Origin of the sequence: Kitasatospora sp. NPDC057936 (assembly GCF_042887525.1) — a bacterium.
Taxonomy (GTDB): domain Bacteria; phylum Actinomycetota; class Actinomycetes; order Streptomycetales; family Streptomycetaceae; genus Kitasatospora.
In genome coordinates this window covers 15,115-38,776 of sequence record NZ_JBHVPD010000035.1, presented here as the reverse complement: position 1 = coordinate 38,776, position 23,662 = coordinate 15,115, and the positions used below count along the sequence as shown (strand labels likewise).

At 72.5% G+C, this 23,662-nt stretch carries 20 protein-coding genes; 9 read left to right on the top strand and 11 right to left on the bottom strand.

The features are described from left to right. The 5 genes from ACFVU9_RS19840 to ACFVU9_RS19820 all read right to left on the bottom strand — a co-directional run bounded on the left by ACFVU9_RS19840 (position 1) and on the right by ACFVU9_RS19820 (position 6,237). Entirely contained in the window at positions 1-1,440 is a 1,440-nt protein-coding gene (locus tag ACFVU9_RS19840; RefSeq protein WP_387594863.1) for a lyase family protein, read from the bottom strand. After that, complete coding sequence (locus tag ACFVU9_RS19835; RefSeq protein WP_387594860.1) at positions 1,437-2,651, bottom strand: MFS transporter; 1,215 nt, start codon at positions 2,649-2,651, stop codon at positions 1,437-1,439. Before ACFVU9_RS19835 ends, ACFVU9_RS19840 begins: the two co-directional genes overlap by 4 nt. Continuing rightward, positions 2,651-3,280: a GNAT family N-acetyltransferase gene (locus ACFVU9_RS19830; protein WP_387594858.1), complete on the bottom strand. Its 630-nt coding sequence runs from the start codon at positions 3,278-3,280 to the stop codon at positions 2,651-2,653. Before ACFVU9_RS19830 ends, ACFVU9_RS19835 begins: the two co-directional genes overlap by 1 nt. A 37-nt stretch (positions 3,281-3,317) precedes the next feature. Next, positions 3,318-5,027, bottom strand: a complete 1,710-nt coding sequence (locus ACFVU9_RS19825) for an FAD/NAD(P)-binding protein (protein ID WP_387594959.1) — start codon at positions 5,025-5,027, stop codon at positions 3,318-3,320. A 445-nt stretch (positions 5,028-5,472) separates the two neighbouring features. Continuing rightward, entirely contained in the window at positions 5,473-6,237 is a 765-nt protein-coding gene (locus ACFVU9_RS19820; RefSeq protein WP_380437689.1) for a VOC family protein, read from the bottom strand. 334 nt (positions 6,238-6,571) lie between these two features. Here ACFVU9_RS19820 and ACFVU9_RS19815 point away from each other — a divergent pair, with 334 nt between their 5' ends. From ACFVU9_RS19815 to ACFVU9_RS19800, 4 genes are all read left to right on the top strand, one after another. Continuing rightward, positions 6,572-8,221 carry a carbohydrate binding domain-containing protein gene (locus ACFVU9_RS19815; RefSeq protein WP_387594855.1) on the top strand — a complete coding sequence of 550 codons (1,650 nt, stop codon included), beginning with the start codon at positions 6,572-6,574 and terminating at the stop codon, positions 8,219-8,221. Between the two features lie 160 nt (positions 8,222-8,381). Then, on the top strand, positions 8,382-9,059 hold the full coding sequence (locus ACFVU9_RS19810) for a TetR/AcrR family transcriptional regulator (RefSeq protein ID WP_387594853.1): 678 nt from the start codon (positions 8,382-8,384) through the stop codon (positions 9,057-9,059). 147 nt (positions 9,060-9,206) lie between these two features. Continuing rightward, entirely contained in the window at positions 9,207-10,823 is a 1,617-nt protein-coding gene (locus ACFVU9_RS19805) for a cytochrome bc complex cytochrome b subunit (protein ID WP_387594850.1), read from the top strand. Positions 10,824-10,866: 43 nt separating this feature from the next. Continuing rightward, positions 10,867-11,307 carry a PPOX class F420-dependent oxidoreductase gene (locus tag ACFVU9_RS19800; protein ID WP_387594847.1) on the top strand — a complete coding sequence of 147 codons (441 nt, stop codon included), beginning with the start codon at positions 10,867-10,869 and terminating at the stop codon, positions 11,305-11,307. Positions 11,308-11,316: 9 nt separating this feature from the next. Here ACFVU9_RS19800 and ACFVU9_RS19795 read toward each other — a convergent pair whose 3' ends face one another. Further along, complete coding sequence (locus ACFVU9_RS19795) at positions 11,317-11,820, bottom strand: metallophosphoesterase family protein (RefSeq protein WP_380448451.1); 504 nt, start codon at positions 11,818-11,820, stop codon at positions 11,317-11,319. 238 nt (positions 11,821-12,058) lie between these two features. Between ACFVU9_RS19795 and ACFVU9_RS19790 the strand changes: the two genes are divergently transcribed. From ACFVU9_RS19790 to ACFVU9_RS19780, 3 genes are all read left to right on the top strand, one after another. Beyond that, a complete protein-coding gene (locus ACFVU9_RS19790) occupies positions 12,059-13,294 on the top strand; it encodes a PucR family transcriptional regulator (protein WP_380500325.1) in 1,236 nt (411 codons plus the stop codon). Positions 13,295-13,503: 209 nt separating this feature from the next. Then, positions 13,504-13,860, top strand: a complete 357-nt coding sequence (locus tag ACFVU9_RS19785; RefSeq protein WP_380448447.1) for a DUF485 domain-containing protein — start codon at positions 13,504-13,506, stop codon at positions 13,858-13,860. After that, a complete protein-coding gene (locus ACFVU9_RS19780; protein ID WP_387594844.1) occupies positions 13,857-15,461 on the top strand; it encodes a cation acetate symporter in 1,605 nt (534 codons plus the stop codon). The genes ACFVU9_RS19785 and ACFVU9_RS19780 overlap by 4 nt, the downstream gene beginning before the upstream one ends. A gap of 16 nt (positions 15,462-15,477) precedes the next feature. Here ACFVU9_RS19780 and ACFVU9_RS19775 read toward each other — a convergent pair whose 3' ends face one another. The 5 genes from ACFVU9_RS19775 to ACFVU9_RS19755 form a co-directional block, all read right to left on the bottom strand. Then, positions 15,478-16,365 (bottom strand): carbohydrate ABC transporter permease, encoded by an 888-nt coding sequence (locus ACFVU9_RS19775; RefSeq protein WP_387594841.1) that lies wholly within the window; start codon positions 16,363-16,365, stop codon positions 15,478-15,480. Beyond that, positions 16,362-17,675: a carbohydrate ABC transporter permease gene (locus ACFVU9_RS19770; RefSeq protein WP_387594838.1), complete on the bottom strand. Its 1,314-nt coding sequence runs from the start codon at positions 17,673-17,675 to the stop codon at positions 16,362-16,364. Before ACFVU9_RS19770 ends, ACFVU9_RS19775 begins: the two co-directional genes overlap by 4 nt. Before the next feature lie 5 nt (positions 17,676-17,680). Beyond that, on the bottom strand, positions 17,681-19,006 hold the full coding sequence (locus ACFVU9_RS19765) for an ABC transporter substrate-binding protein (RefSeq protein WP_387594836.1): 1,326 nt from the start codon (positions 19,004-19,006) through the stop codon (positions 17,681-17,683). 45 nt (positions 19,007-19,051) lie between these two features. Further along, positions 19,052-20,749, bottom strand: coding sequence for a glycoside hydrolase family 13 protein (locus ACFVU9_RS19760; protein ID WP_387594833.1), 1,698 nt, complete (start codon positions 20,747-20,749; stop codon positions 19,052-19,054). A 194-nt stretch (positions 20,750-20,943) separates the two neighbouring features. After that, positions 20,944-22,251 (bottom strand): ABC transporter substrate-binding protein, encoded by a 1,308-nt coding sequence (locus ACFVU9_RS19755; RefSeq protein WP_380492905.1) that lies wholly within the window; start codon positions 22,249-22,251, stop codon positions 20,944-20,946. 146 nt (positions 22,252-22,397) lie between these two features. Between ACFVU9_RS19755 and ACFVU9_RS19750 the strand changes: the two genes are divergently transcribed. Beyond that, positions 22,398-22,901, top strand: coding sequence for a PadR family transcriptional regulator (locus tag ACFVU9_RS19750; protein WP_359970602.1), 504 nt, complete (start codon positions 22,398-22,400; stop codon positions 22,899-22,901). Then, a complete protein-coding gene (locus ACFVU9_RS19745) occupies positions 22,898-23,662 on the top strand; it encodes an ABC transporter ATP-binding protein (protein ID WP_387594829.1) in 765 nt (254 codons plus the stop codon). Before ACFVU9_RS19750 ends, ACFVU9_RS19745 begins: the two co-directional genes overlap by 4 nt.

The window sequence follows — 23,662 nt, the reverse complement described above, 5'->3', positions numbered from 1 at the left end:
TTACCCGGCCAGTTCGCCGAAGCTCGCCTCCAGTGCGGCCTCCGCCGAGCTCAGGCGGCCGGCCACCGCGTCGAGCCACGACGCGTCGGCCCGCACCGCCTCCTGGGCCTCCGCGAGCATCCGCCGGAACTCGGCCGGCTGCGGGCCGCCGAGCCCCCGGTAGGACGCGACCATGTCCACCGGGTCCAGCGCGGCACGGAACTGCGCCTCGGTCAAAGGGAGCTCGCCGTCGACGCCGTCGAACTCCACCGCGATCTCCCGGTAGAGCCGCCGCGCCTCGGCGAAGTCGAGCCGCTCCACCGTCAGCCCGCCGCCGCGCCCATACGTGACGAGGGCGGAGGCGAACCGGTGGCCGACGTGGAACGGGACGTCGCAGTCGCGCTGCAGGACGTTCGCCAGCTCCGAGGTCGTCGAGTAGTCGGACCGCACCTCGGCGAGCGCGGCCTCCTCGTCCAGCCGCATGCCGCCCACGATGGCGTGCACCTCCCCGAGCAGGGCGAGCGTGCGGTCGAGGGTCCGCTGCGCCTCGGCCCGCTTGTAGTCGGTGAGGCCCGAGCACACGTTGTGCGCGGCGAGTGCCGTCGAGACGCCGTCGCCGATCACCTCGCTGGCCAGCAGCCGGGCCCGGTTGAGCGCGACGGGGTTGCGCTTCTGGGGCATCAGGGTGCTGGGGCTGAGGAGGTCGGTGTTGTCCAGGGTGATCCACGGCCGAGCGTGGTGGTACTGCGCGTGCACGTCCTGGACGAACGTCCCGAGGGACAGCGCCAGCGTCATGGCGTTCGCCGCCACCTCGAACCCGATGTCGATCGGCGAGAGCTGCGCCGCGTCGAAGGAGTTCTGCACGGGCTCGTCGAAGCCGAGCAGTTCGGCCAGCCGCACCCGGTTGACGGGGAAGCTCGACGTCGCGAGGGCCGCCGCCCCGAGCGGGCACCGGTTGACGCGCGGATAGGCCTCGGCCAGGCGCAGGGCCGAGCGCCGGAGGGTCGCCTCGTAGCCGAGGAGGAGGTGTCCGAAGGTGGTCGGCTGGGCCTGGACGCCGTTGGTGTACGCGGGCACGATCGCCGTCCCGTACCGCTCGGCGAGCGCGAGCAGTCCGGTGCGCAGCTCGCCGAGTGCGCGGTGGACGAGGACGAGGCGGTCGCGCAGGAGCAGCCGGTAGACGGTGGGCAGCATGTCCTGACGGCTCCGCCCGGAGTGGATGCGGGAGCTGTCGGGGCCCACCAGGTCCCGGACCAGTGGCTCGACCTGCAGGTAGTCGGTCGGCCGGTCGGCCCCGGGTGCCTCGGCGTCGGAGACGACCTTGGCGATCGCGGCCGCCGTCCGGGCGCCGACCTCGCGCGGCGCGATGCCCTCCTCGACGGTCATCACCGTCGAGGCCTTGTCCAGCCGGCAGAGCCAGAAGAACGTGTCCCGGCTGTTCAGGTCGGTCGTGTCGGTCATGAAACGGGTTCCTCGATTCGATGGGGTCGGCCGGCCCCGGCCGACCAGGCGGCGAGCGCCACCAGGACGCTGGCGCCGACCACGGCGGCCAGCAGGCCGACGGTCGCGCCCCAGCCGGCGGCGGTGTAGAGCGGGGACGGTGCGACGGCGCCGATGCTGCCGCCGGCGTAGTAGGAGGTCAGGTACAGCCCGACGGCGCTGGACTTGGCGGGCCCGCCGGCCTCGGCGGCGTAGCCGATGGCGCAGGCCTGGCCGGAGAAGACCCCGGTGGACGACGCCGCCAGGCCGACGATCACGGCGGGGGTGGACGGGACGAGGGTGAGGCCGAGACCGGCCAGGGAGACGACGCTGACCAGGACGAAGGTCCTGAGCCTGCCGATGCGGCCGATCAGGCGGCCGGTGAGCGGCGTGACGACCACCGCGACCAGGAAGACGGCGAACACCGCGCCGATCTCGAAGCTGCTCAGCCCGAAGGGCGGGGCTTCCAGGACCATCCCCGCGTAGGTGAAGGATCCGACCTGGAGGAACAGGATCGCCGCCCCGATGAAGCAGGTGCCGAGCAGCCGCGCGTTGCCGAAGTGCCGCCCGATGCCCTGCAGGCTGGCCAGCAGCGACTCCGAGCGCCGGAACCGCCGCTCCCTGGGCAGCCAGGCCGCCGTCACCGCCAGGGTGACGAGCAGCACGAGGGCCATCGCGACGAAGGACGACCGCCAGCCGAAGTGCGTGGCCGCCGCGCCCGAGAGGAAGCGCCCGCAGAACCCGCCGAACGCGGTGCCTGAGACGTACAGGGCGTTCGCCCCCTGCGCCGCCGCGCCGGTGCACTCCTCCGCGACGTACGAGACGGCGACCGCGAACACGAACGGGATGAACAGGCCCTGGGCGAAGCGGCACACCAGCATCGCGGTGAAGTCCCGGGCCAGCGCGCAGGCGAGGGTGGCGGCGAGCGACGCGCCGATCGCCGCTACCATCACCCGCTTGCGGCCCAGGAAGTCGGAGACGGAGCCGGCGAAGGGGGCCATCACCGCGACGCCCAGCGTCGTCGCGGTGATGGTCCAGGCGGCCTGCCCGACGGGCACGTTGAGGTCCGGGGCGAGCTCGGGCAGCAGCGGCTGGGTGGAGTAGATGTTGAGCAGCGCGCACAGGCCGAGCAGGAAGACGGCCGTCCGGGCCTTCAGGGACAGCGGCCCGGCGGCGTCGGGATCAGTCGGCACTACGCGGACTCGGAGGCGGACCCGGCGCGGGCGAGCAGCCAGGTCAAGTGCCGCTGCACAGCGGGCCATTCGCCGTTGATGACGCTGTAGTAGCAGGTGTCCCGCAGGGTCCCGTCCGGCAGGACGAGGTGGTTGCGCCAGACGCCCTCCAGCTTCGCCCCGAGCCGCTCGATCGCGCGCCGGCTGGGCTGGTTGAAGAAGGCGGTCCGGAAGCCGACCGCGATGCAGTCCTGCTGCTCGAACGCGTGGCGGAGCAGCAGGAGCTTCGCCTCGGTGTTGAGCGAGGTGCGCTGCACGCTCCCGCGGTACCAGGTGTGCCCGATCTCCAGCCGGCGGTTGGCGGCGTCGACGTTCATGTAGGCGGTCATGCCCGCGATCCGGCCCTGGGCGTCGAGCACGGTGAAGGGCACCATCCGCCCCTCCTCGGCGAGCCCGAGGCGCCACTCGATCTCCTGCCGCATGCCGTCGGGGGAGGGCACGGCGGCGAACCAGGTGTCCCACACCTTGCCGTCCTCGACGGCGTCGACGAGCTCGGCCTCGTGGCCGGCTTCGAGCGGGACCAGCGTCACGTGGTCGCCCTTGACCGTGAACGGCGTTATCCAGGGGGCTCGTTGCTCGGTGGTGGTCATCGTCGTCTCCAAGGGTCTTGAGGAAGGGTCCCGGCCGTCAGGCCTGCTGCGGGGACCGCTGCGGCGCGAGCAGGTGGTCGACCATGGCCTGGACGGCCGCGGCGGCGTCCGCGGTGATCCGGGAGTCGACGCCGGGGGCCGGCAGCATGTTGGTGAAGTAGTGCGCGCCTTCGGTGATGTGGCCGAGTGCGCAGATGTTCGGCACGACCGAGCCCTCGGCGTCGATCAGCCGTCCGGCGGTGTCGACGTCGAAGCCGCCCGGCCGGAACCAGCCGTTCGCGAAGGGACGGGCGTGACCGGCCGACAGCAGCGACCGCGTCAGCGGCGAGGCGTCGTGCTCGGGCAGGAACGGGTCGACGCTCGCCCCGACGAGCACATCGAAGCGGGTGGGAGGTGAGGACTGCAGGGGGCTGTCGAGGACGAACTCGGCGCTCTCCGGGTCGAGTCGGGCCGTCGCCCCGGGGCCCGCGCCGAGGTGCAGGACCCCGGCGGCGAACAGGGCGCGCCACTCGCGCGACCTGGAGGCGGGCGGCCCGGCCGCCACGGCGTTCAGCATCGGGGCGTACACCTGGCAGAACCGCTGGTGCGAGGCCGGGGTCAGCCCCCGGTGCTCGACGGCCAGCCGGAGCTCGTCGCGCAGGTCGCGCAGGGCGTCGGCGGCGGCCTTGACCGGGTTCTTCAGGTTCCCTTCGGCGGCGCGGCGCTCGTCCGTCGCGAGGAAGCCGACGAGGTCCGACTGGTACGCGCCGAGCGTTCTGGGCGGGCCCGGCTCGGGGCGGCGGAGCAGGGAGTCGACCTCCGGGAGGTCCGCCGGTCCTCCCACGGCTTCGGCGGCCGCTCGCAGTTCGGCCCGCAGCAGGGGGAGCAGGTGGCTCTCGAAGTCGAGCTGACCGTGGGTCCGGCGCAGGTTCCGCAGCTCGTCCGCCGTCAGGACCGAGGGCCGGTGCGCGTCCGCCGGGGTCTTCTGGTTGACGGCCCGGGGAGAGAAGACCCGGCCACTGCGCGAGTAGACGTGGATCCGGGGTTCGTCGCCGCTCGGACGGTAGACGGGCTCCCCGTCCGCCCCCGTGACGAACCGTCCGCCGCGGCCGACGGTCAGACTGGCGACCGCGTCGATCGCCGACAGCCCCATGCCGCGCACCGCGACGCGCGCGCCGGCTTCGATGGTGTCGAGTTTCTGCAGCGGGTAGCAGTTGCGGACGTACCGCAACCGGGGGTTGGCCCGGTGGTGGTCGGCGACGAACTGCTGGACCGCCTGGTCCTCCTCCGTCGGGTGGTTCGTCCCGTGGCCGGTGGTGAGGAAGACGAAGTCCGCGGCGACGATCGCGCCGTCCGACAGGTTGAGGACCCAGGACCGGTCCCGCAGGGCCCGCAGCGTGTGCGCGGTCGCCCGGTGCTCGTGGACTCTGATCGTGTCGGGCGCCTGTCGGCGCAGGAGCCGGTAGGAGTGGGCCAGGTAGCGGCCGAGGACGCCGCGCGACAGGTAGGTGTTCTCGGGGACGCCGGCCCATTCGGCCAGGCCGGGGCCGGAGACCGGCTGCCCGGGAGCGCTGGAGTCACCGGTGCGGAACACCGTGACCTGGCCGGCGATGGTGTTCATGAGCAGGTGGTTCGGCTGGCTCGGGTAATGAGTCCCTGAACCCGGGTGATTCGGGTCGATCAGATGGATCGACAGGCTTTCCCAGGGGATCTGTGGTATTCCGCAGATCCGCTCCAGAATGCTGAGTCCGCGCGGGCCGCCGCCCACGATGGCAATGGAGACGTGCTTTGAAGTCACAGTAACCCCAGGGTTAAGAAGTGGTCATTGCGCGGGGGCTGTTGAGGTCTGACCTGGCAGTTGGCGTGGCGGGAGAGGGATCGAAGCGTCATGGCGACGAACTCCAGGTGATTTTCGGTGACTTCCGTGCAGCGGTGCGGGCACGGGCGGGCCGGCCTCGAATGGCCGTCGGACGGGCGGAGCGCGTCCCCTCAATGCTCAACGGGTCGCGCACGAAGTCCGGTTCAACGGAATTTATTCAACCGGAGCGCCGTCCTGACGGCAAGTGAGGAAAATGTGCCCTTGGGGCCGATGATTTGTGAACGTACGACCGGCGTCGTCGAAGCGCGGCCGCAACGGCTGCGGGAACGCGCAGGCCCCGGCTGTCCGACAGCCGGGGCCTGCACGGGGTGGTTCGACAGCCGCAGCGGCGTGATCAGCCGCCGGTGCGGGGCGCGAAGACGCCGAAGGCGGCGCCCTGCGGGTCGCGGATCACCGCGATCCTCGGGCCGTTCTCCATCTCCACGTCGACGGGCCCGTGCAGGACTTCGGCCCCGAGGCGGCCCGCCGTCGCCGCGGACGCGTCCACGTCGGCGACGAGGAAGTGCGGGATCCAGTGGGACGGGATCTCGGGCGGGAACTGGTCGCCCATCTCCATCACCCCGCCGAACATCTCGCCGGCCAGTCCGACCATCGGGTAGACGTCGTTCGGCCAGACCTGCCAGTCGAAGGCGGACTTGTAGAAGTCCACGGCGGCGTTGCGGTCCCTGGTGGACAGGTCCGCCCAGCCGAAGGCGTTCGGCTCGTTCACCACGCCGAAGCCCTGGAAGGCCCGGGCCCGCCAGACCGCGAACGGGGCGCCGGTCGGGTCGCTGAGCAGTGCCCAGCGGCCGAGGTCGCCGATCTCCATCGGGCCCATCCACACCTGGGCGCCCGCGGCCTTGGCGGTCTCGCAGGTGGCGTCGGTGTCGGTGGTGGCGAACGACAGCAGCCACATCACCGGCTGCTGGGGGTTCATCAGCGGGGCGGCGCCCGCGGCGGGGGAGCCGTCGAGGGAGAAGGTCGTGTAGCCGCCGTACTGGGGGTCCGGGTCGGTCTCGGCGGTCCAGCCGAACAGTTCCCCGTAGAACCGCTTGGCGCCGTCCATGTCCGTGACGCTCAGCTGTGCCCAGCAGGGGGAGCCGGGGATGATCTCGGTCACCTTCAACGCGGGAGCCTTTCGAGTCGGGGTCGGGGCAGATCGACCATATCGGGTCATTCCACGGATAGCGGGCAGCCGACCGCGAAGTCCCGGGATCATTCGGCCGGTGTCCGGGGCGTGTTCGGCCGGACCGCTCCGCAAGTGGTCCAGACCTATTGACGGGCCTTGCCGCCCCTCCTACGATCCGGACCGGCACAGCCCCACATGTCCCCCCACCTCACCCAGAGCCGGGCGTCACACCCCCACGCGTCGGTCATGTCCATGACGCTCGGCGGGAAGGGAGCACCGCATGTTCCATCGGAGGCCGCACGGCCCACGCCCGCAGCGCGCGGTCGTGGCACGCGCACCGCAGGTGAACCGCACGAGCCGCGTCGACCACGGGCCGACCCTCCTGAGGCGGTCCCTCGCCGGGGTGAGCGCCGCCGCCGTCATCGGCGCCGGCCTCGCCGCGGTCGGCTCCGTCACCGCCGGGGCCGCCACCACCAACCTGGTGGCCAACCCCGGCTTCGAGAACGGCCTCTCCGGCTGGACCTGCACCGGCGGCTCCGGGACGACCGTCGGCAGCCCGGTCCACTCCGGCGCCGCGGCGCTCCAGGCCACGCCGACCGGCCAGGACACCGCCCAGTGCAGCCAGACCGTCAGCGTGCAGCCCAACTCCCAGTACACGCTGAGTGCCTACGTCCAGGGCAGCTACGTCTACCTGGGCGCCACTGGCACCGGCGGCAGCGACCCGTCCACCTGGACACCGGGCAACGCGTCCTACGGCCAGCTCAGCGTCGGCTTCACGACCGGGCCCGGCACCACCTCGGTGACGGTCTACCTGCACGGCTGGTACGGGCAGCCCGCGTACTACGCGGACGACGTGTCGCTCACCGGCCCCGGCGGCAGCAGCCCGTCGCCCACCGCCACGACGCCGACCAGCGCGCCGCCCACGTCCGCGCCGCCCACCAGCACGCCGCCCACCAGCGCGCCGCCGCCCACGAGCGCGCCGCCCACGAGCGCCCCGCCCACCACCCCGCCGCCCGGCGACACCTGCCCGACGAAGCCCAAGCCGTCCGGCAAGGTCCTCCAGGGCTACTGGGAGAACTGGGACGGCGCCGCGAACGGCGTCCACCCCGGCATGGGCTGGGTGCCCATCACCGACAGCCGGATCGCCGCCCACGGCTACAACGTCATCAACGCCGCCTTCCCGGTGATCCTCTCGGACGGCACCGTCCAGTGGCAGGACGGCATGGACACCAACGTCAAGGTCGCGACCCCCGCCGAGATGTGCCAGGCCAAGGCGGCCGGGGCGACGATCCTGATGTCCATCGGCGGCGCGGCCGCGGGCATCGACCTGAGCTCCGGCACCGTCGCCGACCGCTTCGTGGCGACCGTCGTCCCGATCCTGAAGAAGTACAACTTCGACGGGATCGACATCGACATCGAGACCGGCCTGTCCGGCGGCGGCGACATCAACACGCTCTCCGCCTCCCAGGCCAACCTGGAGCGCATCATCGACGGCGTCCTCGCCCAGATGCCCGCCGGCTTCGGCCTGACGATGGCCCCCGAGACCGCGTACGTCACCGGCGGCAGCGTCACCTACGGCTCGATCTGGGGCGCCTACCTGCCGATCGTCAAGAAGTACGCCGACAACGGCCGGCTGTGGTGGCTCAACATGCAGTACTACAACGGCAGCATGTACGGCTGCTCCGGCGACTCCTACCAGGCCGGCACCGTCCAGGGCTTCACCGCCCAGACGACCTGCCTGAACAACGGCCTGACCATCCAGGGCACCACGGTCAAGGTCCCCTACGACAAGCAGGTCCCCGGCCTCCCCGCCCAGCCAGGCGCGGGCGGCGGCTACATGGACCCGGGCCTCGTCGGCCAGTCCTGGAACGCCTTCGGCGGCTCGCTGAAGGGCCTCATGACGTGGTCCCTGAACTGGGACGGCTCGAAGGGCTGGACCTTCGGCGACAACGTCAAGTCCCTGCAAGGCCGTTGACCCTCCGCTGACCCCCGCGCCCCGGGCCACCACGGCCCGGGGCGCGGGCGTCGTCGGTGGCACCCGGGCCGGCGTGGTGACCCGGATAGGCTGACGAGCGCCCGCTTCCTCCCGTTGTCCCGCCTTCCGCCCGCCCGCGACGATCATCGAGGCCACCGTCATGCCCGCCACCCCGAACGACTCTCCCGCCGGCCCGGTGCGGGCCGCCTCCCGCCGCCGGGACGCCGCCCGCAACCGCGAGATCCTGGCCGCCGCCGCCCGCAAGCTGTTCGCCCGGGAGGGTCTGAACGTGCCGCTGGACCGCATCGCCAAGGCCGCGGGCGTCGGCAACGCCACCCTCTACCGGCACTTCCCCACGCGCGAGGCCCTGATCGAGGAGATCTTCGCCGATACGCGCACCGTGTTCGATCAGGCCGCCGCCGACGCCCTTGCGGAGCCGGACGGCTGGCGGGCGCTGCACGGCTACTTCGAGCGGATCTTCACCCTGGTCGCCGGCGACCGCGGCCTCAACGACCTGGTCACCGCGACCGCCCGCGACTCCCGCTTCCTCGCCGAGCTCTCCGAGAGCAACGCCGCGACGGTCGCCACCCTGGTCGCCCGCGCCCAGGAGCAGCACACGGTGCGCAGCGACGTGACCACCATGGACCTGCTGATCCTCATGGGCCCGCTGGTGCGCGCCATGCCCGCCCTGACGGAGCAGCACCCGGACGGCTGGCGCCGGCCGCTCGCCCTCCTGCTCGACGCCTTCCGTCCGGCCGGCGCGACGCACGCGCTGCCCGGTGCGCCGGTCGGCTCGGAGCACCTGGAGGACACCTTCTACCGCCTCTGGGAGGCGTGAGGGGCGCCACTCCGTCCGCAGGCGGGGTGGCCGACCGTTGTGATCGTGCCCACCCCGCCTGGAACCGGGGATCACTCCCCGGTTATCGTGGCCTCGGCTTGATACGGGGAGCTATCCCCGTTTCACTTTCGACCGAGGTGCGTGGACATGACGCGGAATCAGAGCCCGGGGCGTGGGCAGCGGGCGGCCGACTGGGCGGACGGCCGGCTGGGGATCTACACCCTGGCCAGGGCCAACCTGCGCAAGATCTTCCCGGACCACTGGTCCTTCATGCTGGGCGAGATCTGCCTCTACTCGTTCGTCATCATCATCCTGACGGGCGTGTACCTGACGCTGTTCTTCAAGCCGTCGATGGCCGAGGTCGTCTACAACGGCTCGTACGTGCCCCTCAAGGGCATCGGCATGTCCGAGGCGTACGCGTCGACGGTGAACATCAGCTTCGAGGTCCGCGGCGGTCTGCTGATCCGCCAGATCCACCACTGGGCGGCCCTGGTGTTCGTGGCGGCCATGTTCGTGCACATGATGCGGGTGTTCTTCACCGGCGCGTTCCGCAAGCCGCGTGAGATCAACTGGGTCTTCGGCTTCCTGCTGCTCTTCCTCGGCATGCTGGACGGCTTCTTCGGCTACTCGCTGCCGGACGACCTGCTGTCGGGCACCGGCATCCGCTTCATCGAGGGTGTGTTGCTGGCCGTGCCGGTGGTGGGCACGTACATCCAGATGTTCCTGTTCGGCGGGGAGTTCCCCGGCCACGACATCGTGCCGCGGTTCTTCACGATCCACGTGCTGCTGATCCCGGGCATCATGCTCGGCCTGCTGGTGGCGCACCTGATCCTGGTCTTCTACCACAAGCACACCCAGTGGGCTGGCCCCGGCAGGACCGAGAAGAACGTCGTCGGCATGCCGCTGATGCCGGTGTACATGGCCAAGGCCGGCGGCTTCTTCTTCCTGGTGTTCGGCATCATCGCGCTGATGTCGGCGGTCGCCACGATCAACCCGATCTGGTCGTACGGCCCCTACCGCCCCGACCAGGTGTCCACCGACGCCCAGCCGGACTGGTACATGGGCTTCGCCGAGGGCCTGATCCGCGTCATGCCCGGCTGGGAGGTCGGGCTCTGGGGGCACACCCTCAACCTCGGGGTGCTCATCCCGTTCACGCTCTTCCCGCTGGTCCTGGGCGCGATCGCGGTCTACCCGTTCGTCGAGGGGTGGGTGACGAACGACCGGCGGGAGCACCACCTGCTGGACCGGCCGCGCAACGCGCCCGTCCGCACCGCGCTCGGCGCCGCCTGGATCAGCGTGTACCTGGTGATGCTCGCGGGCGGCGGCAACGACCTGATCGCGACCCACCTGCACCTGTCCCTGAACGCGATCACCTACGCGGTGCGCGTCGGCTTCTTCGTCCTCCCGGTGGCCGTGTTCATCGTCACCAAGCGCTGGTGCCTCGGCCTCCAGCGCCGTGACAAGGAGAAGGTGCTGCACGGCCGCGAGACCGGCGTCATCAAGCGCCTGCCGCACGGTGAGTTCGTCGAGGTGCACGCTCAGCTCACGCCCACGGAACTGCACCGGCTCACCGCGCATGAGCAGAACCGGCCGGTCGGGCTGCCGGCCCGGACGGACGAGAACGGCGTGGCCCGCAAGGTCGGCATCCTCACCCGCACCCGGGCCAAGCTCTCCCACGGCTTCTACGGCGAGGGCAGCCAGATCCCCAAGCCCACCGCCGAGGAGCACCACGAGATCACCAGCGGCCACGGCCACGGCCACTGACCCGGCCCCGGCCCGTCGCGCTAGAGGCCAGAGGGAGGACATCGTGCACGACCGCACCGAGCAGCTCTCCGACAGCAGGTTTCTCCTGCTCACCACCTTCGGTGACGACGGCAGCCGCCTGGAGTCGCAGATCTGGGTGGTCGCCGACGGCCCGGCCCTCGGCATCTGGACCCCCGCCCGATCCGGGGAAGCCGAGCGGATCCGGCGCCACCCCAGGGTGCTGGTCGGCCCCTGCGACGCCCACGGGCGCCCGACCGGCCGCCGGATCCCGGCCCGGGCGCGGGTCTGCGACGCGGACGCCACCGCGCGCTACCGCACCTCGCTGATCAACAAGTACGGCCTGACGGCGCTGCTCGTGTTGGCCCGGAGCCGCTTCCGGGTCGGACTCGCGGGGACGGTCGGTATCCGGATCACGATCGACGACCTGGAGCGGCGGCTGGTCGGGCCGGAGTGGCAGCTGCCGACGACGTACTGTCCGAACTGAGGCACCGCCTCAGACAGGGCGCGGGACGTCGTGCAGGTGCACCTCGCTCAACCGGCCGTCGCCCACGAGAGCGGTCAGGTACGTCGTCGTGGGCTGCCGCCGCCGGTCCGTCGGGGATCCGGGGTTGAGCAGCCGCAGGCCGCCCGGGGCGGAGCTGTCCCACGGGATGTGGCTGTGCCCGAAGACCAGCACGTCGGCGTCCGGGAACCGGGCCTCACACCGCTCCTCGCGGCCCTTGGCGGGCCCCGTCTCGTGGACGACGGCGAAGCGCACGCCCTGCAGCTCGACCCGGGCGACCTCGGGCAGCCGCGCGCGCAGCGCGGCCCCGTCGTTGTTGCCGTGGACGGCGACCAGCCGGGCGGAGCGGGCCTCGAAGAGGTCGAGCGTGTCCGTGTCCACCCAGTCGCCGGCGTGGAAGACGACGTCCGCGTCCGCCATGGCGTCGAGGAGCACCGGCGGCAGCCGGCGGGCACGCGTGGGCAGGTGGGTGTCCGAGGTCATCAGGAGTCGCAGCACGGCCTCCAGCATGGCGCACGGAACCCCGGACGCCGCCGAAGCGGGCGGTACGCATTGTGACGGGTCATGGGCCGGCCGGCCCGGAGCGGCACTCGCCGCCTCCGAGAGTGCCGATTTCGTGACCGTGCCACGCGTCACACGGTCCGATGCCCGGCCGCGCGCCTAGCATGCAGGTCGGCCAACTCCCGCCGGTGCGGGGGAGGGTGTGCGTGACGGGCGAGCGGAAGGCGTGGTTGTGACGGATGACAGCGCGTGTGACCCGGCGACCGGGGAGGTCATGGCGGAGGGGCTGCTGGCCGACCTGCCGCGGCTGAAGGCGGAGATAACCGCGCGGTTGCTGGCCGAGCAACCGGTGTACGGGCGGCTGCCCGCCGAGCAGTTGGAGCACGACGTCAGCCGCGTCACCGAGCAGAGCATCCGCGGCATCGCCCAGTCGCTGCGGACGGGCCGGCCGCTGGAGCCGAAGTGGCGGGCCTACCAGCGCGCCTCGGCCGCCCGCCGGGCGGAGGAGGGCGTGCCGATCGAGGCCGTGGTCGACGCCTACTACCTGGGCGCGCAGGTGTGCGTCGACTTCCTGGCCCGCTACCTGCCGCCCGCCGAGGTGGGCATCGCCTACCGGACGCTGCTCACCGGCCTGCGGGTCACCGTCTCCGAGGTCACCGCCGGGTACCTGGAGGAGCGCCAGGCGCAGGCCGGCGAGAGCGACGCGGCCCGGCACACGATGCTGTCGGCGCTGCTCACCGGGACCGACATCCACACCGCGGCCCGCCACAGCGGCACCGCCCTGCCGCCCGCCTACCTGGTGCTCGCGCTGGCGATCGGCACGCACCGCGACGAGCTGCGCGAGGACGTCGACACCGCCGTCGCCGCCCGTCGGAAGATCCGGCGGATCCGCGCCGAACTCGACCGGCGCACCGGCCGACCCGTCCTCGCCCAGCTGACCGCCACCGAGGGCGTCGCCCTGCTGCCCCGCACCGAGCCGGAGGCCGATCACCGCCCCTGGCTGGCCGCCGCGATGGAGGACCTCGGCCGCGCCGCGCGGGCGCCGCTCACCGCCGGGGCCGCGATCTGCGCACCCGACCGGGTGCCGGACGCCGTCCGCCTGGCGACCGAGGTGCGCGACACCGCCGTCGTCTTCCAGCGCCCGCCCGGCGCCTACCTGCTGGACGACCTGCTCATCGAGCACCAGCTCACCCGCCCGGGCGCGGCCCGCGACCACCTCGCCGAGCTGCTCGTCCCGATCGCCGACAAGCCCGACCTGCTGCCGACCCTGCGGCTCTACCTCCAGAGCAACCTCAACCGCCGCGAGGTCGCGGCGCAGCAGCACGTCCACCCGAACACGGTCGACTACCGCATCCGCCGCATCGCCGCCCTGACCGGCCTGAACCCCGCCGAGCACGGCGACCGCATCAAGCTCAGCGCCGCGCTCGCCGCCCTGGACACCCGGCGGCTGGAGCACGCCGCCCTGTGATCCGCCTTGCGACCTGCTCGGTGATCCGACTTGTGATCCGTGACAACTCCCGACCCGGAACTCTGTGTTCGGCACAGGAGTCACCTCGCCGGTGCGCCCCCATCATGGAGGACTACGCGCAGCCCGTCTGCAGAGAAACCCGCCCGCAGCCGACCAGCAGAGAAGCCCGCCCGCCCACACACCGACGCAAGGACGCAAGGACCACCCTCATGCCCTCGTCGCCCTCACTCTTCGGCCACCGGTCGGCCGGCACCCCGCCGCCCGGCGCGCGCCCGGCCGTCAGCCCTCGGGAACTGGCCGTCCTGCGCCGCCGCACCCTGCGGATCACCCGCGGCTTCGCGCTGCTCAACGGGGTGCCCCTCGCGCTCACGGTGGTGCTCGCGTGCACCGCCGGCGGGTTGCTGGGGACGAAGGTGCTCGGGCAGTTCACCGTGGGCATGCTGCTCGGCGTCGTGCAGGGCACCCTGCTGCTGTGGACGGCCGCCCGCTTCGACCGCCGCGCGGCCGCGCGGTGCGACGCGGAGGCCGAGCGCCTGCGCGCGGGCCACCGGACGGAGGCCCGATGAACCCCGCCACCCCGGGCGCCGGCACCCAGACGATGGTGCTCATCGCCTTCCTGGTCTTCGTCGGCGTGACGCTGCTGCTGTGCGTGCTGGTCGGCCCGGAGGGCGACGAGACGGCCGACTTCTACACCGCCAACCGCACGCTGACACCGTTCCAGAACGGCCTCGCCCTCTCCGGCGACTACATCTCGGCCGCCACCCTGCTCGGCACCACCGGGATCGTCGCGGTGAACGGCTACGACGGGGTCACCCTCGCCCTCAGCACCGCCCTCTCGCTGGGCGTCCTGCTCCTGCTCGCCCAGCCGCTGCGCAACGCCGGCCGCTACACCCTCGGCGACGTCCTCGCCCTGCGCGCGGACGGCGCCGCGCCGAGGATCGCCGCGGCCGTGGTGACGCTCGCCGTCTCGCTGCCGTTCCTGGTCGTGCAGCTCTCCAGCGCGGGCACGGCCACCGCGCTCATGCTCGGGCTCACCCACAGCGGCGTGCAGCAGTTCTGCACCGTGCTGGTCGGCATGCTGATGGTCTGCTACACGGTGCTCGGCGGCATGAAGGGCACCAGCCTGGTCCAGATCGTCAAGGTCGTGCTGACCCTCGGCACCGTCCTCGTGGTCGTGCTGTCGGTGCTCGCGCGCTTCCACTGGGACGTCGACGCGCTGCTCGCCGCCGCCGCGAAGGGGAGCGGACGGGCGGACGCCTACCTGCGTCCGGGCCTGCGGTTCGGCGACTCCGCCGAGGGCTGGCTGAACTTCGTCGGCCTGCACCTCACCGTGGTCCTCGGCGCGTCCTGCATGCCCCACATGATCATGCGGGTGAACGCCTCGCCGACCGGGGCCGCCGCCCGGCGCTCGACCCGGCACGCGGTGGGCATGGTCGGCGCGTTCTGCCTGGCCGTCGTGGTGCTCGGGCTGGGCGCCGTCGCGCTGCTCGGCGGCCGGCTCATCTCGGCGGTCGACCCGAACGGGCAGGCCGCCCTGCTGCTGCTCGCGGGCAACCTGCAGGGCGGCACGGGCACGACGGCGGGCGGCGCGCTGTTCACCGCCGTCGCGTGCGCGGTGTTCGTCACCGTGCTGGCGGTCGTCGCGGGCATCACGCTCGCGGCGGCGGCCGCGCTCGCCCACGACGTGGCCGCCTGCGCGGTGCGCCGGGGCCGGATGACGCAGGTCGCGGAGGTGCGCGCGGTGCGGTGGTCGGTGGGGGCCGTCGGCGCGGTCGGGATCGCCCTCGCGGTCGCCGCGCAGGGCTACAACCTGCAGTTCCTGTCCTCCCTGGCGGTGACGGTCGCCGCGTCGGCCGTCCTGCCCGCCCTCGTCTACAGCCTGTTCTGGAGCCGTTACAACCGCACCGGACTGCTGTGGACGGTGTACGGCGGACTGCTCGCCTCCGTGGGGCTGCAACTGTTCTCCCCGACGGTCTCCGGCGCGCCGGACGCGCTGTTCCCGAACGTCGACTTCCACTGGTTCCCGTTGCAGATGCCCGGGGTGGTCTCGGTGCCGGCCGCCTTCCTGCTCGGCTGGGCGGCCACCGCCCGGAGCCGGCGCGGGGACGGCGAGCCCGAGTTCCACGAGGTGCAGACGCGGACGCTGCTCGGCGCGGACGCCGAGTGACGCCCGCGGGCACGCGTCACTTCACCGACCCCGCCATCGCCCCCTGGACGAAAAACCGCTGGAAGCAGAGGAACACCACCACGGGCACCAGCAGCGACAGGAAGGCGCCCGGCGCGAGGATGTCCATGTTGCTGCCGAACTGCCGCATCTGGGACTGCAGGTAGACGGTGAGCGGCTGCGCGTCGTTGCCCGCGAAGATGAGAGCGACGAGCATGTCGTTCCACACCCAGAGGAACTGGAAGATGCACAGCGAGGCGACGGCCGGCGCGGCGAGCGGCAGCGCGAGGGTGCGGAAGATCCGCCACTCGCCGCAGCCGTCGATCCGGGCCGCTTCGAGGAGTTCGGCCGGGATGTCGAGGAAGTGGTTGCGCATCAGGAAGACGGCGAACGGCAGCCCGTAGCCGACGTGGAACAGCACGACGCCCGGGATGGTGCCGAACAGCCCGACGGCGCCCTCCAGTTTCGCGACCGGGATGAGCCCGACCTGCACGGGGACGACCAGCAGCCCGACGACGCCGACGAAGACCGCGTCCCGCCCGGGGAAGCGCATCCACGCGAAGGCGTACCCGGCGCCCGCGGCGAGGGCGACGGTGAGCAGGGTGGCCGGGACGCTGATCAGCACGGTGTTCCACAGCGCCTTGGGAACGTCGCCCCCGCCGAGCAGCGCCGAGTAGTTCTGCAGCGTGAGTTCGGCGGGCTTGGTGAGGGCCGTCCACCAACCGCCGTTGGCGGCGGCCTGCTTGGGCCGCAGCGAGGAGACGAGCAGGCCGACGGTGGGCACCAGCCAGGCCACGGCGGCGACGATCAGCACGGCCTGGACGAGTCCGCTGCGCGTGAGGGCGGCGAGCCGGCCGGCGAGCGGCGCGGAGGGCCGCCCGCCGGGGCCGGGAGAGGTGGTGGTCATGTGTGACTCCCGCGGAAGCGGCGGACGTTGAGGAGCATCACGGGGACGACGAGCAGGAGCAGCAGGACGCTGAGCGCGCTGCCGAGGCCCTGGTCGTTGCCGCCGCCGAAGGAGACCAGGTAGAGCCGGAGCGCGAGCACGTCGGCGTCCTGCTGCACCGGTCCGGGCGCGATGATGTAGACGAGGTCGAAGATCTTCATCACGTTGATGACCATCGTGACGAACACGACGCCGAGCACCGGGGCGAGTTGGGGCACGGTGATGCGGCGGAAGATCTGCCACTCGCCGGCGCCGTCGATCCGGGCCGCCTCGATGGTCTCGCGGGGCAGGTTGGCGAGGCCCCCGGCGATGATCACCATGGCGAAGCCGGCCCAGATCCAGGTGTAGGCGCCGATGATGGCGGGGGTGACGAGGGCGGGTCCGAGCCAGTCGACGCCGCGGTAGGGGGCGGCGAAGTCGGCGGCGGGCAGCACCACCGTCAGGGTGGCGGAGGGGGCCGCGGCGAACCGGAAGGTGCCGTCGGCGGCCGTGGTCGTGGTGGCGATCGTCCGTCCGCCGTCGCGGAGCTGGACCTTGAGGCCGGGCAGGCCCTTCTTCCCGGGGTCCAACTGGCCGGGACGGCCGCCACCGCCCGGGACGAAGTCGAGGAACGCGGTGCCGCTGACGCCGTCGTCGCCGGTGGGCAGCCTGGCCGCCTGGGCGGCGGCCGGGATGGCGCCGGGCTGCACGCCGACCAGTGGCAGCAGGACGGCGCGGGTGGCGGCCGGCGCGGTGACGTCGCCGCCCTGGGCCTGGTCGAGGCCGGTGCCGGGGCGCGGCCGGGCGCCCGGGTAGGAGGGCTGGTCGGTGAAGGTGTCGTGGACGGCGACGGCGGCGGCGTTGAGGACGCCGCGGTGCGGGTCGGCGTCGTAGACGGTGCGGAAGATGATCCCGGCGGCGAGGAAGGAGATCGCCATCGGCATGAAGACGAGCAGCTTGAAGGCGGTGGCCCAGCGGACCTTCTCGGTCAGCACGGCGAACACCAGGCCGATCGCGGTGACCAGGGCCGGCGCGACGGCGACCCAGATCGCGTTGTTGCGCACGGCGGTGAGGGTCGCGTGGTCGGTGAAGGCGGCGCCGTAGTTGTCGAGCCCGACGAAGCGGTGGCCGGAGGCGTCGAAGAGGCTGCGGGCCACCGAGTAGCCGATGGGGTAGACGACGAGGGCGCCGAGCAGCAGGAGCGCGGGGAGGACGAACAGCAGGGCGAGGCCCCGGTGGCGCCGCAGGGCGCCACCAGATGCCCGGTCCCCGCGGGTGGGACGCAGAGACATGTGGATCAGCCCTTGTACGCCTTGGCGGCGTCCGCTTCGAGCTTGGCGGCGGCGCCCTGGACGTCGGAGGGGTCGGCGAGGAAGTCCTGGAGGTCCTTCCACTCGCCCTGGCCGGCCGTGCCGCCGAACGCGGCGGGGGCCTGGTCGGACATGTCGAAGCGGAAGGCGTCTCCGGCGTCGATCACGGACTTGGCGAACTGGCGGGTGGTGTCGTCGGGGTAGACGGCCGGGTCGACCGCCTTGTTGGGCGAGATGAACCCGCCGGCCTTGGCCCAGACGGCGGCGGCCTCCGGGCCGGCCAGGAACTCGACGAACTTCTGCGCGGCCTCGGCGTGCTTGGCGCCCTTGAGGACGACGGCCGCGTCGCCGGCGCCCATCACCGGCGCCTTGCCGCCGTCGACGGCGGGGAAGGGGAACACCTTCGCGTCGGTGCCGACCTGCTTCTTGAGCTCGGAGGCGATGACCCCGCCGACGAAGTCGCCCTCGTAGGTCATGGCGGCCTTGGGCTGCGGTCCGAAGACCTGCTGGACGGAGGTGGGGAAGTCGGTCTGCAGCGCGCCCTGGCCGCCGCCCGCGACGAGCTGCCGGTCGCCGAAGACCTTGCCGAGCGTGGTCAGGGCCTTGACGACGGACGGGTCGGTCCACGGGATCTCGTGCCGGGCGAGCTTGTCGTAGAGCTCGGGCCCGGCCTGGGAGAGGTAGACGTTCTCGAACCAGTCGGTGAGCGGCCAGCCGGCCTGGCCGGCGACGGAGAAGGCCGGGGTGCCGGAGTCGGAGAGGGTGCGGCCGGCCTTGAGCAGGTCGTCGAAGGTGGCCGGGGGCTGGACGCCGGCGTTCTGGAAGGCGGTGGGGCTGTACCAGACGGTCGACTTGTCGGCGGCCTTGAAGTAGAGGCCGTACTGGGTGCCGTTGACGGTGCCGAGCGTGGACCAGATGCTCGCGTAGTTCTTCTTCGCGGCCTCGGTGACGCTGGGCGGGAGCGGCGCGAGCCAGCCCTTGTCGGCGAACTGCTTGACGACGCCGGGCTGGGCGACCATGACGACGTCCATCGGGTCGCCGCCCTCGATCTTGCTGCCGACGACGGTGGAGAGGTTGTCGCCGGTGGAGGTGTAGCTGACGGTGGCGCCGGTCTTCGCGGTGAAGGCGTCCAGGACCTTCTTGAAGTTCTCCTGCTCGGTGCCGCTCCAGACGGCGGCGACGGTCAGGCTCTGGCCCTTGAGCTCCTGGGTGGCGGAGCCGGACCCGGAGCCGCCGCCGCTGCCGCAGGCGGTCGTGGTGGCCGCGAGGACGACGGTGGTGGCCAGGGTGGGGAGGATGCTGCGGAGTCTCATCGTCGAGGCTTCCTTCGTGTGGGTGGGTGGTTGCACGAATCGGCGTCAGATCGCTTGTACGGAAGTGGACTTGATCCACCAGGCGGCGGTGGCCGGCGGCAGGAGGCCGTCGCCGCACGGGCCGCTGGCGAGCAGGGGAGGACCGGCGACCGGGGCCCGCGCGTAGGTGTCGCCGAAGTTGACGGCGCACACCAGGCCCTCGCCGCGGACGAACGCGAGGACCCCTTGCGGGGCCTCCAGCCACCGCAGCGTGCCTTCGCCGAGCTGGGGGAGTTCCCGGCGCAACTGCAGTGCGGTGCGGTACAGGTGGTAGACGGATCCGGCGTCGGCCCGCTGCCGTTCGGCAGTGTGGGCGGCGAACGCGGCCGGCTGCGGCAGCCAGGGCGCGGCCGGGGCGTCCGGCGGGCTGAATCCGAACGGCGCCTCGGTGCCCGACCACGGCAGCGGGATCCGGCAGCCGTCGCGGATGCCGGTGCGGCTGCCGGTCCGACGGAAGATCGGGTCGGTGACCAACTCGTCCGGCAGGTCGAGGACTTCGGGCAGTCCGAGCTCCTCGCCCTGGTAGATGTAGGCGGCGCCGGGCAGGGCGAGCATCAGCAGGGCGGCCGCCGCGGCCCGGGCGGGGCCCGAGGCGGGGTCCTGGCCGGCGAAGCGGGTCGTCGTGCGGACCTGGTCGTGGTTGTTGAGCACCCAGGTGACGGTCGAGCCGGTGGCGGTGATGTCCCGCACGGCGTCGTCGATCACCCGGTGGAAGTGCGCGAGGTCCCACGGCGCGTGCAGCAGGTGGAAGAAGAAGGCCTGGTGCAGTTCGTCGGGCCGCACGTACAGCGCCTGTTCGGCCGGGGTGGGCACGGAGGCCTCGCCGACGAGGAGGCGCTCGTGGCCGTCGCGGGCGGTGTACTCCTCGCAGACCGCCCGCCACCGGCGCCACACGCCGTGCACCTCGGGCTGGTTCCAGGCCAGCGGGTTGACCGAGTCGCGGGTGCGCTCGTCGACGTCCGGGTCGGGGGAGTCGGGCAGGTCGGGGTGCTTGTAGAGCCCGGCCGCGACGTCGATCCGGAAGCCGTCGACGCCGCGGTCCAGCCAGAACCGCAGGATCTCCTCGAAGTGGGTGCCGACGTCGGGGTCGCGCCAGTTGAAGTCCGGCTGTTCCGGGGTGAACAGGTGCAGGTACCACTGGCCGGGCCGCCCGTCGGGCTCGGTGACCCGGCTCCAGGCGGGGCCGCCGAACATGGCCCGCCAGTTGTTGGGCGGCAGTTCGCCGTGCTCGCCGCGGCCCTCGGCGAAGTGGAACCGGGCCCGCTCGGGGCTGCCGGGGCCGTTGGCCAGCGCCTTCCGGAACCACGGGTGCTCGCTGGAGCAGTGGTTGGGCACGACGTCCAGGACCAGCTTGAGGCCGAGCAGGCGGCAGTCCGCCACCAGGCGGTCGAACTCGGCGAGGTCCCCGTAGACCGGGTCGACGGCGCAGTGGTCGGCGATGTCGTAGCCGTGGTCGTGCTGGGGCGAGACGTAGAACGGGTTGAGCCAGACGCCGTCGGCGCCCAACTGCCGCACGTGGTGCAGGCGTTCACGGACGCCGGCGAGGTCGCCGACGCCGTCGCCGTCGGTGTCGCGGAAGCTGCGCACGTAGATCTGGTAGATCACCGCGTCGCGCCACCAGGGACGGGCGGCGGGGGCGATGAGGGCGTGTGACCGGGCGCGCGGCAAGGCGGCCGCGTCGCCGTCGGGGAGGGTGTGGGGCATCTCGCTACTCCAACGGTTATGCATTCGCGTTAGGTATAGCAGGCAGAGACGTCCGCTGTTAAGACCCTTCTTCGAAAGGGTTTTCCAGGGATTACGAACGAGTCAGACTGGCTCGACATAGATACGTGTTAGGTACTCGCGAGTAGGTGCTCAGGAACCGGGGGAACGCCCCCGAAGACGGCCGGCGCGAAGGCTCAGCCGACGATGGCGCGCAGGTCGGCCGCCAGCCGGGGCAGCGCCGCATCGGCGCTCCGGCGGCCCGACACGACCTCGAACGCCGACTCGCTGAACGCGAGGCTCAGCTGCTGGTACTGCGGCACGCTTGGGCGCGCCCCCGCCGCCAGGATCGCCGTGCGCAGCACCGGCAGGTACGGGAAGCGGGCCGTCAGCTCCGGATCCGTGTAGAGGTCCGCCCGTACGGGCGGCAGTCCGCCGTCGGTCAGCACGCGGGACTGCGCGCGGCGGCTCGTCAGGTAGCCGATCAGCGCCCGCGCGGTGCGCTGGTGCCGGGAGAACCGGCTGACCGCCAGCCCCGACCCGCCCAGCACGCCGCTGCCCGGCCCGTGCGGCCCCGGCAGCGGCACCACGCCGAACCGCCCCGCCACCGGCGAGCCGGCCGTGGCGACCTCGTGGTAGACGTACGGCCAGTTCCGCAGGAAGAGCAGGCCGCCGCGCTCGAACGCCGCGCGGGACTCCTCCTCCTGGTAGCCGAGCACCTCGGGCGGGATCCACCGGTCGCGCACGCCCCCGGCCAGGAACTCCAGCCCGGCCCGGGCCTGCGGGCTGTCCACCACGACCGAGCCGTCGCCCGCCAGCAGGTCCCCGCCCGCCGAGCGTATGGCCTCCAGCGCGTTGACGGCCAGCCCCTCGTACGGGCTCAACTGGCCCGCGTACCCGCCCAGTCCGTGCGCGGGCGCCAGCGTCCTGGCCTGCCGGGCCAGTTCGTCCCACGTCGTGGGCGGCTGCTCGCCGGCGGCGGCCAGCACGTCGCTGCGGTAGTACAGCAGGGCGGCGTTGGCGACGAACGGCACCGCGTACAGCCGCCCGTCGTACCGCCCGGTGCCGACGACCGGCGGCAGGAGGCCGTCCAGCGCGAACTCCGCCTCGTCCAGCGCCGCCGTCCAGCGGCGGGCCGCGAACTCGGCCGTCCACACGACGTCGATGTTGAGCACGTCGAAACGGCTGCCGCCGGCCGACAGCTCCCCGGCCAGCTGGGCGTGCACCTCGTCCGCCGCCGCCGGCAGCTCGACCAGCTCGGCCGGCTGGTCCGGGTGCTCGGCGTTCCAGTCGGCCAGCAGCCCGCCCAGGTAGTGCGTGGTGTCCCGGCCGGTGGCCAGCGTGACCGGCCCGACGCCCTGCGGATCGCCCGCCGCGTGCGAGCGCCCGGCCAGGCCGTACCAGGCGGACGCGCCCCCGGCCGCGAGCACCGCCGCCCCGCCCACCAGCGCGCGCGTCACGCGACGGCGGCCCGCGTGGGGCCCGGTGGGCGGCCGGTCTGCCATGGAGCTCCTTCATCGGGTCGGCGCGGGTGGGGCGCCGACGCACGTCCCTTTATACGGCCTCCCTGCTCAACGGCGCCCACCTGCCCGTACTGTGTGACCGAGGTGTAACCAGCGACGACGGAAGACCAGGGAAGAGGTGACGCCCGGTGCGCCATCAGCTGCTGGCGCTGCTGGCCCGGCAGCCCGCCTACGGGTACGAGCTCAAGCAGGGGCTTGAGCAGACCTTCGGCGCGGCGTACCCTCAGCCGAACATCGGCCAGATCTACGTGACCCTGAGCCGACTGGAGAAGTCCGGACTGATCCGCGGCACCGAGGTGACGCAGGAGGGCAGACCGGACAAGAAGGTCTACGAGATCACCGAGAAGGGCACCGCGGAACTCGCCGGCTGGTTCGAGGCCCCCACCGAAGGGCCGAGGGTCAGGGACGAGTTCTTCATGAAGCTGATCCTCGCCGAAGGCACCGACCTCGCCGACCGGCTGACGCTGATCAACAACCAGCGCCGGCACTGCATCAACACGATGCGCGGACTCAACAAGCTGGCCGCCACCGAACGCGGCAACCGGACCTCGCTGCTGCTGATCGAGGGCGCCGTCCTGCACCTGCAGGCCGACCTCGACTGGCTGGAGCGTTGCCAGGAGGAACTCACGTGAGCGGCTCGGAGCCGATACCGCCGCTGCTGGCCGCCGACGCCCTGGTGCGCTCGCACCTGAGCGGCTCGACCCTGATACCCGCCGTCCGCGGCATCAGCCTGCGGATCGACCGGGGCGAGTTCGTCGCCGTCACCGGCCCCTCCGGCGCCGGCAAGTCCACCCTGCTGCACCTCCTCGCCGGCCTGCTGCGCCCCGACGAGGGCGAGCTGCGGCTCGACGGCCGCCGGGTCGACGGGCTGCGCGAGGCCGCCTGGGCCCGCCTGCGCCGGCGCCACTACGGCATCGTCTTCCAGAGCGGCAACCTCCTCTCCGACTTCTCCGTCGCCGACAACATCGAACTGACCGCCGTCCTCGCCGGCCTGCCCGCCCGCACCGCCCGCGAACGCCGCCAGGAACTCCTGGAAGAGCTCGGCCTCGCCCACAAGGCCGCCGCCGGGCCCGGCGAACTCTCCGGCGGCGAACGCCAGCGCGTCGCCCTGGCCCGCGCCCTGGTCAACCGGCCCGACCTGCTCCTCGCCGACGAGCCCACCGGCAACCTCGACAGCCGCAGCACCCGCGACGTCCTCGCCCTGCTCACCCGCTACCACGAGCAGGGCACCACGATCGTGCTCGTCACCCACGACGCCCGGGCCGCCAGCACCGCCGACCGCGTCGTCAGCCTCTTCGACGGCCGGATCGCCGACGACGCCCGGGTCGAGGAGCCCCCGGCCGCGCGGCGCGGCGCCATCGGGGTCCGCGACATCATCGACTTCGGCGGCTGA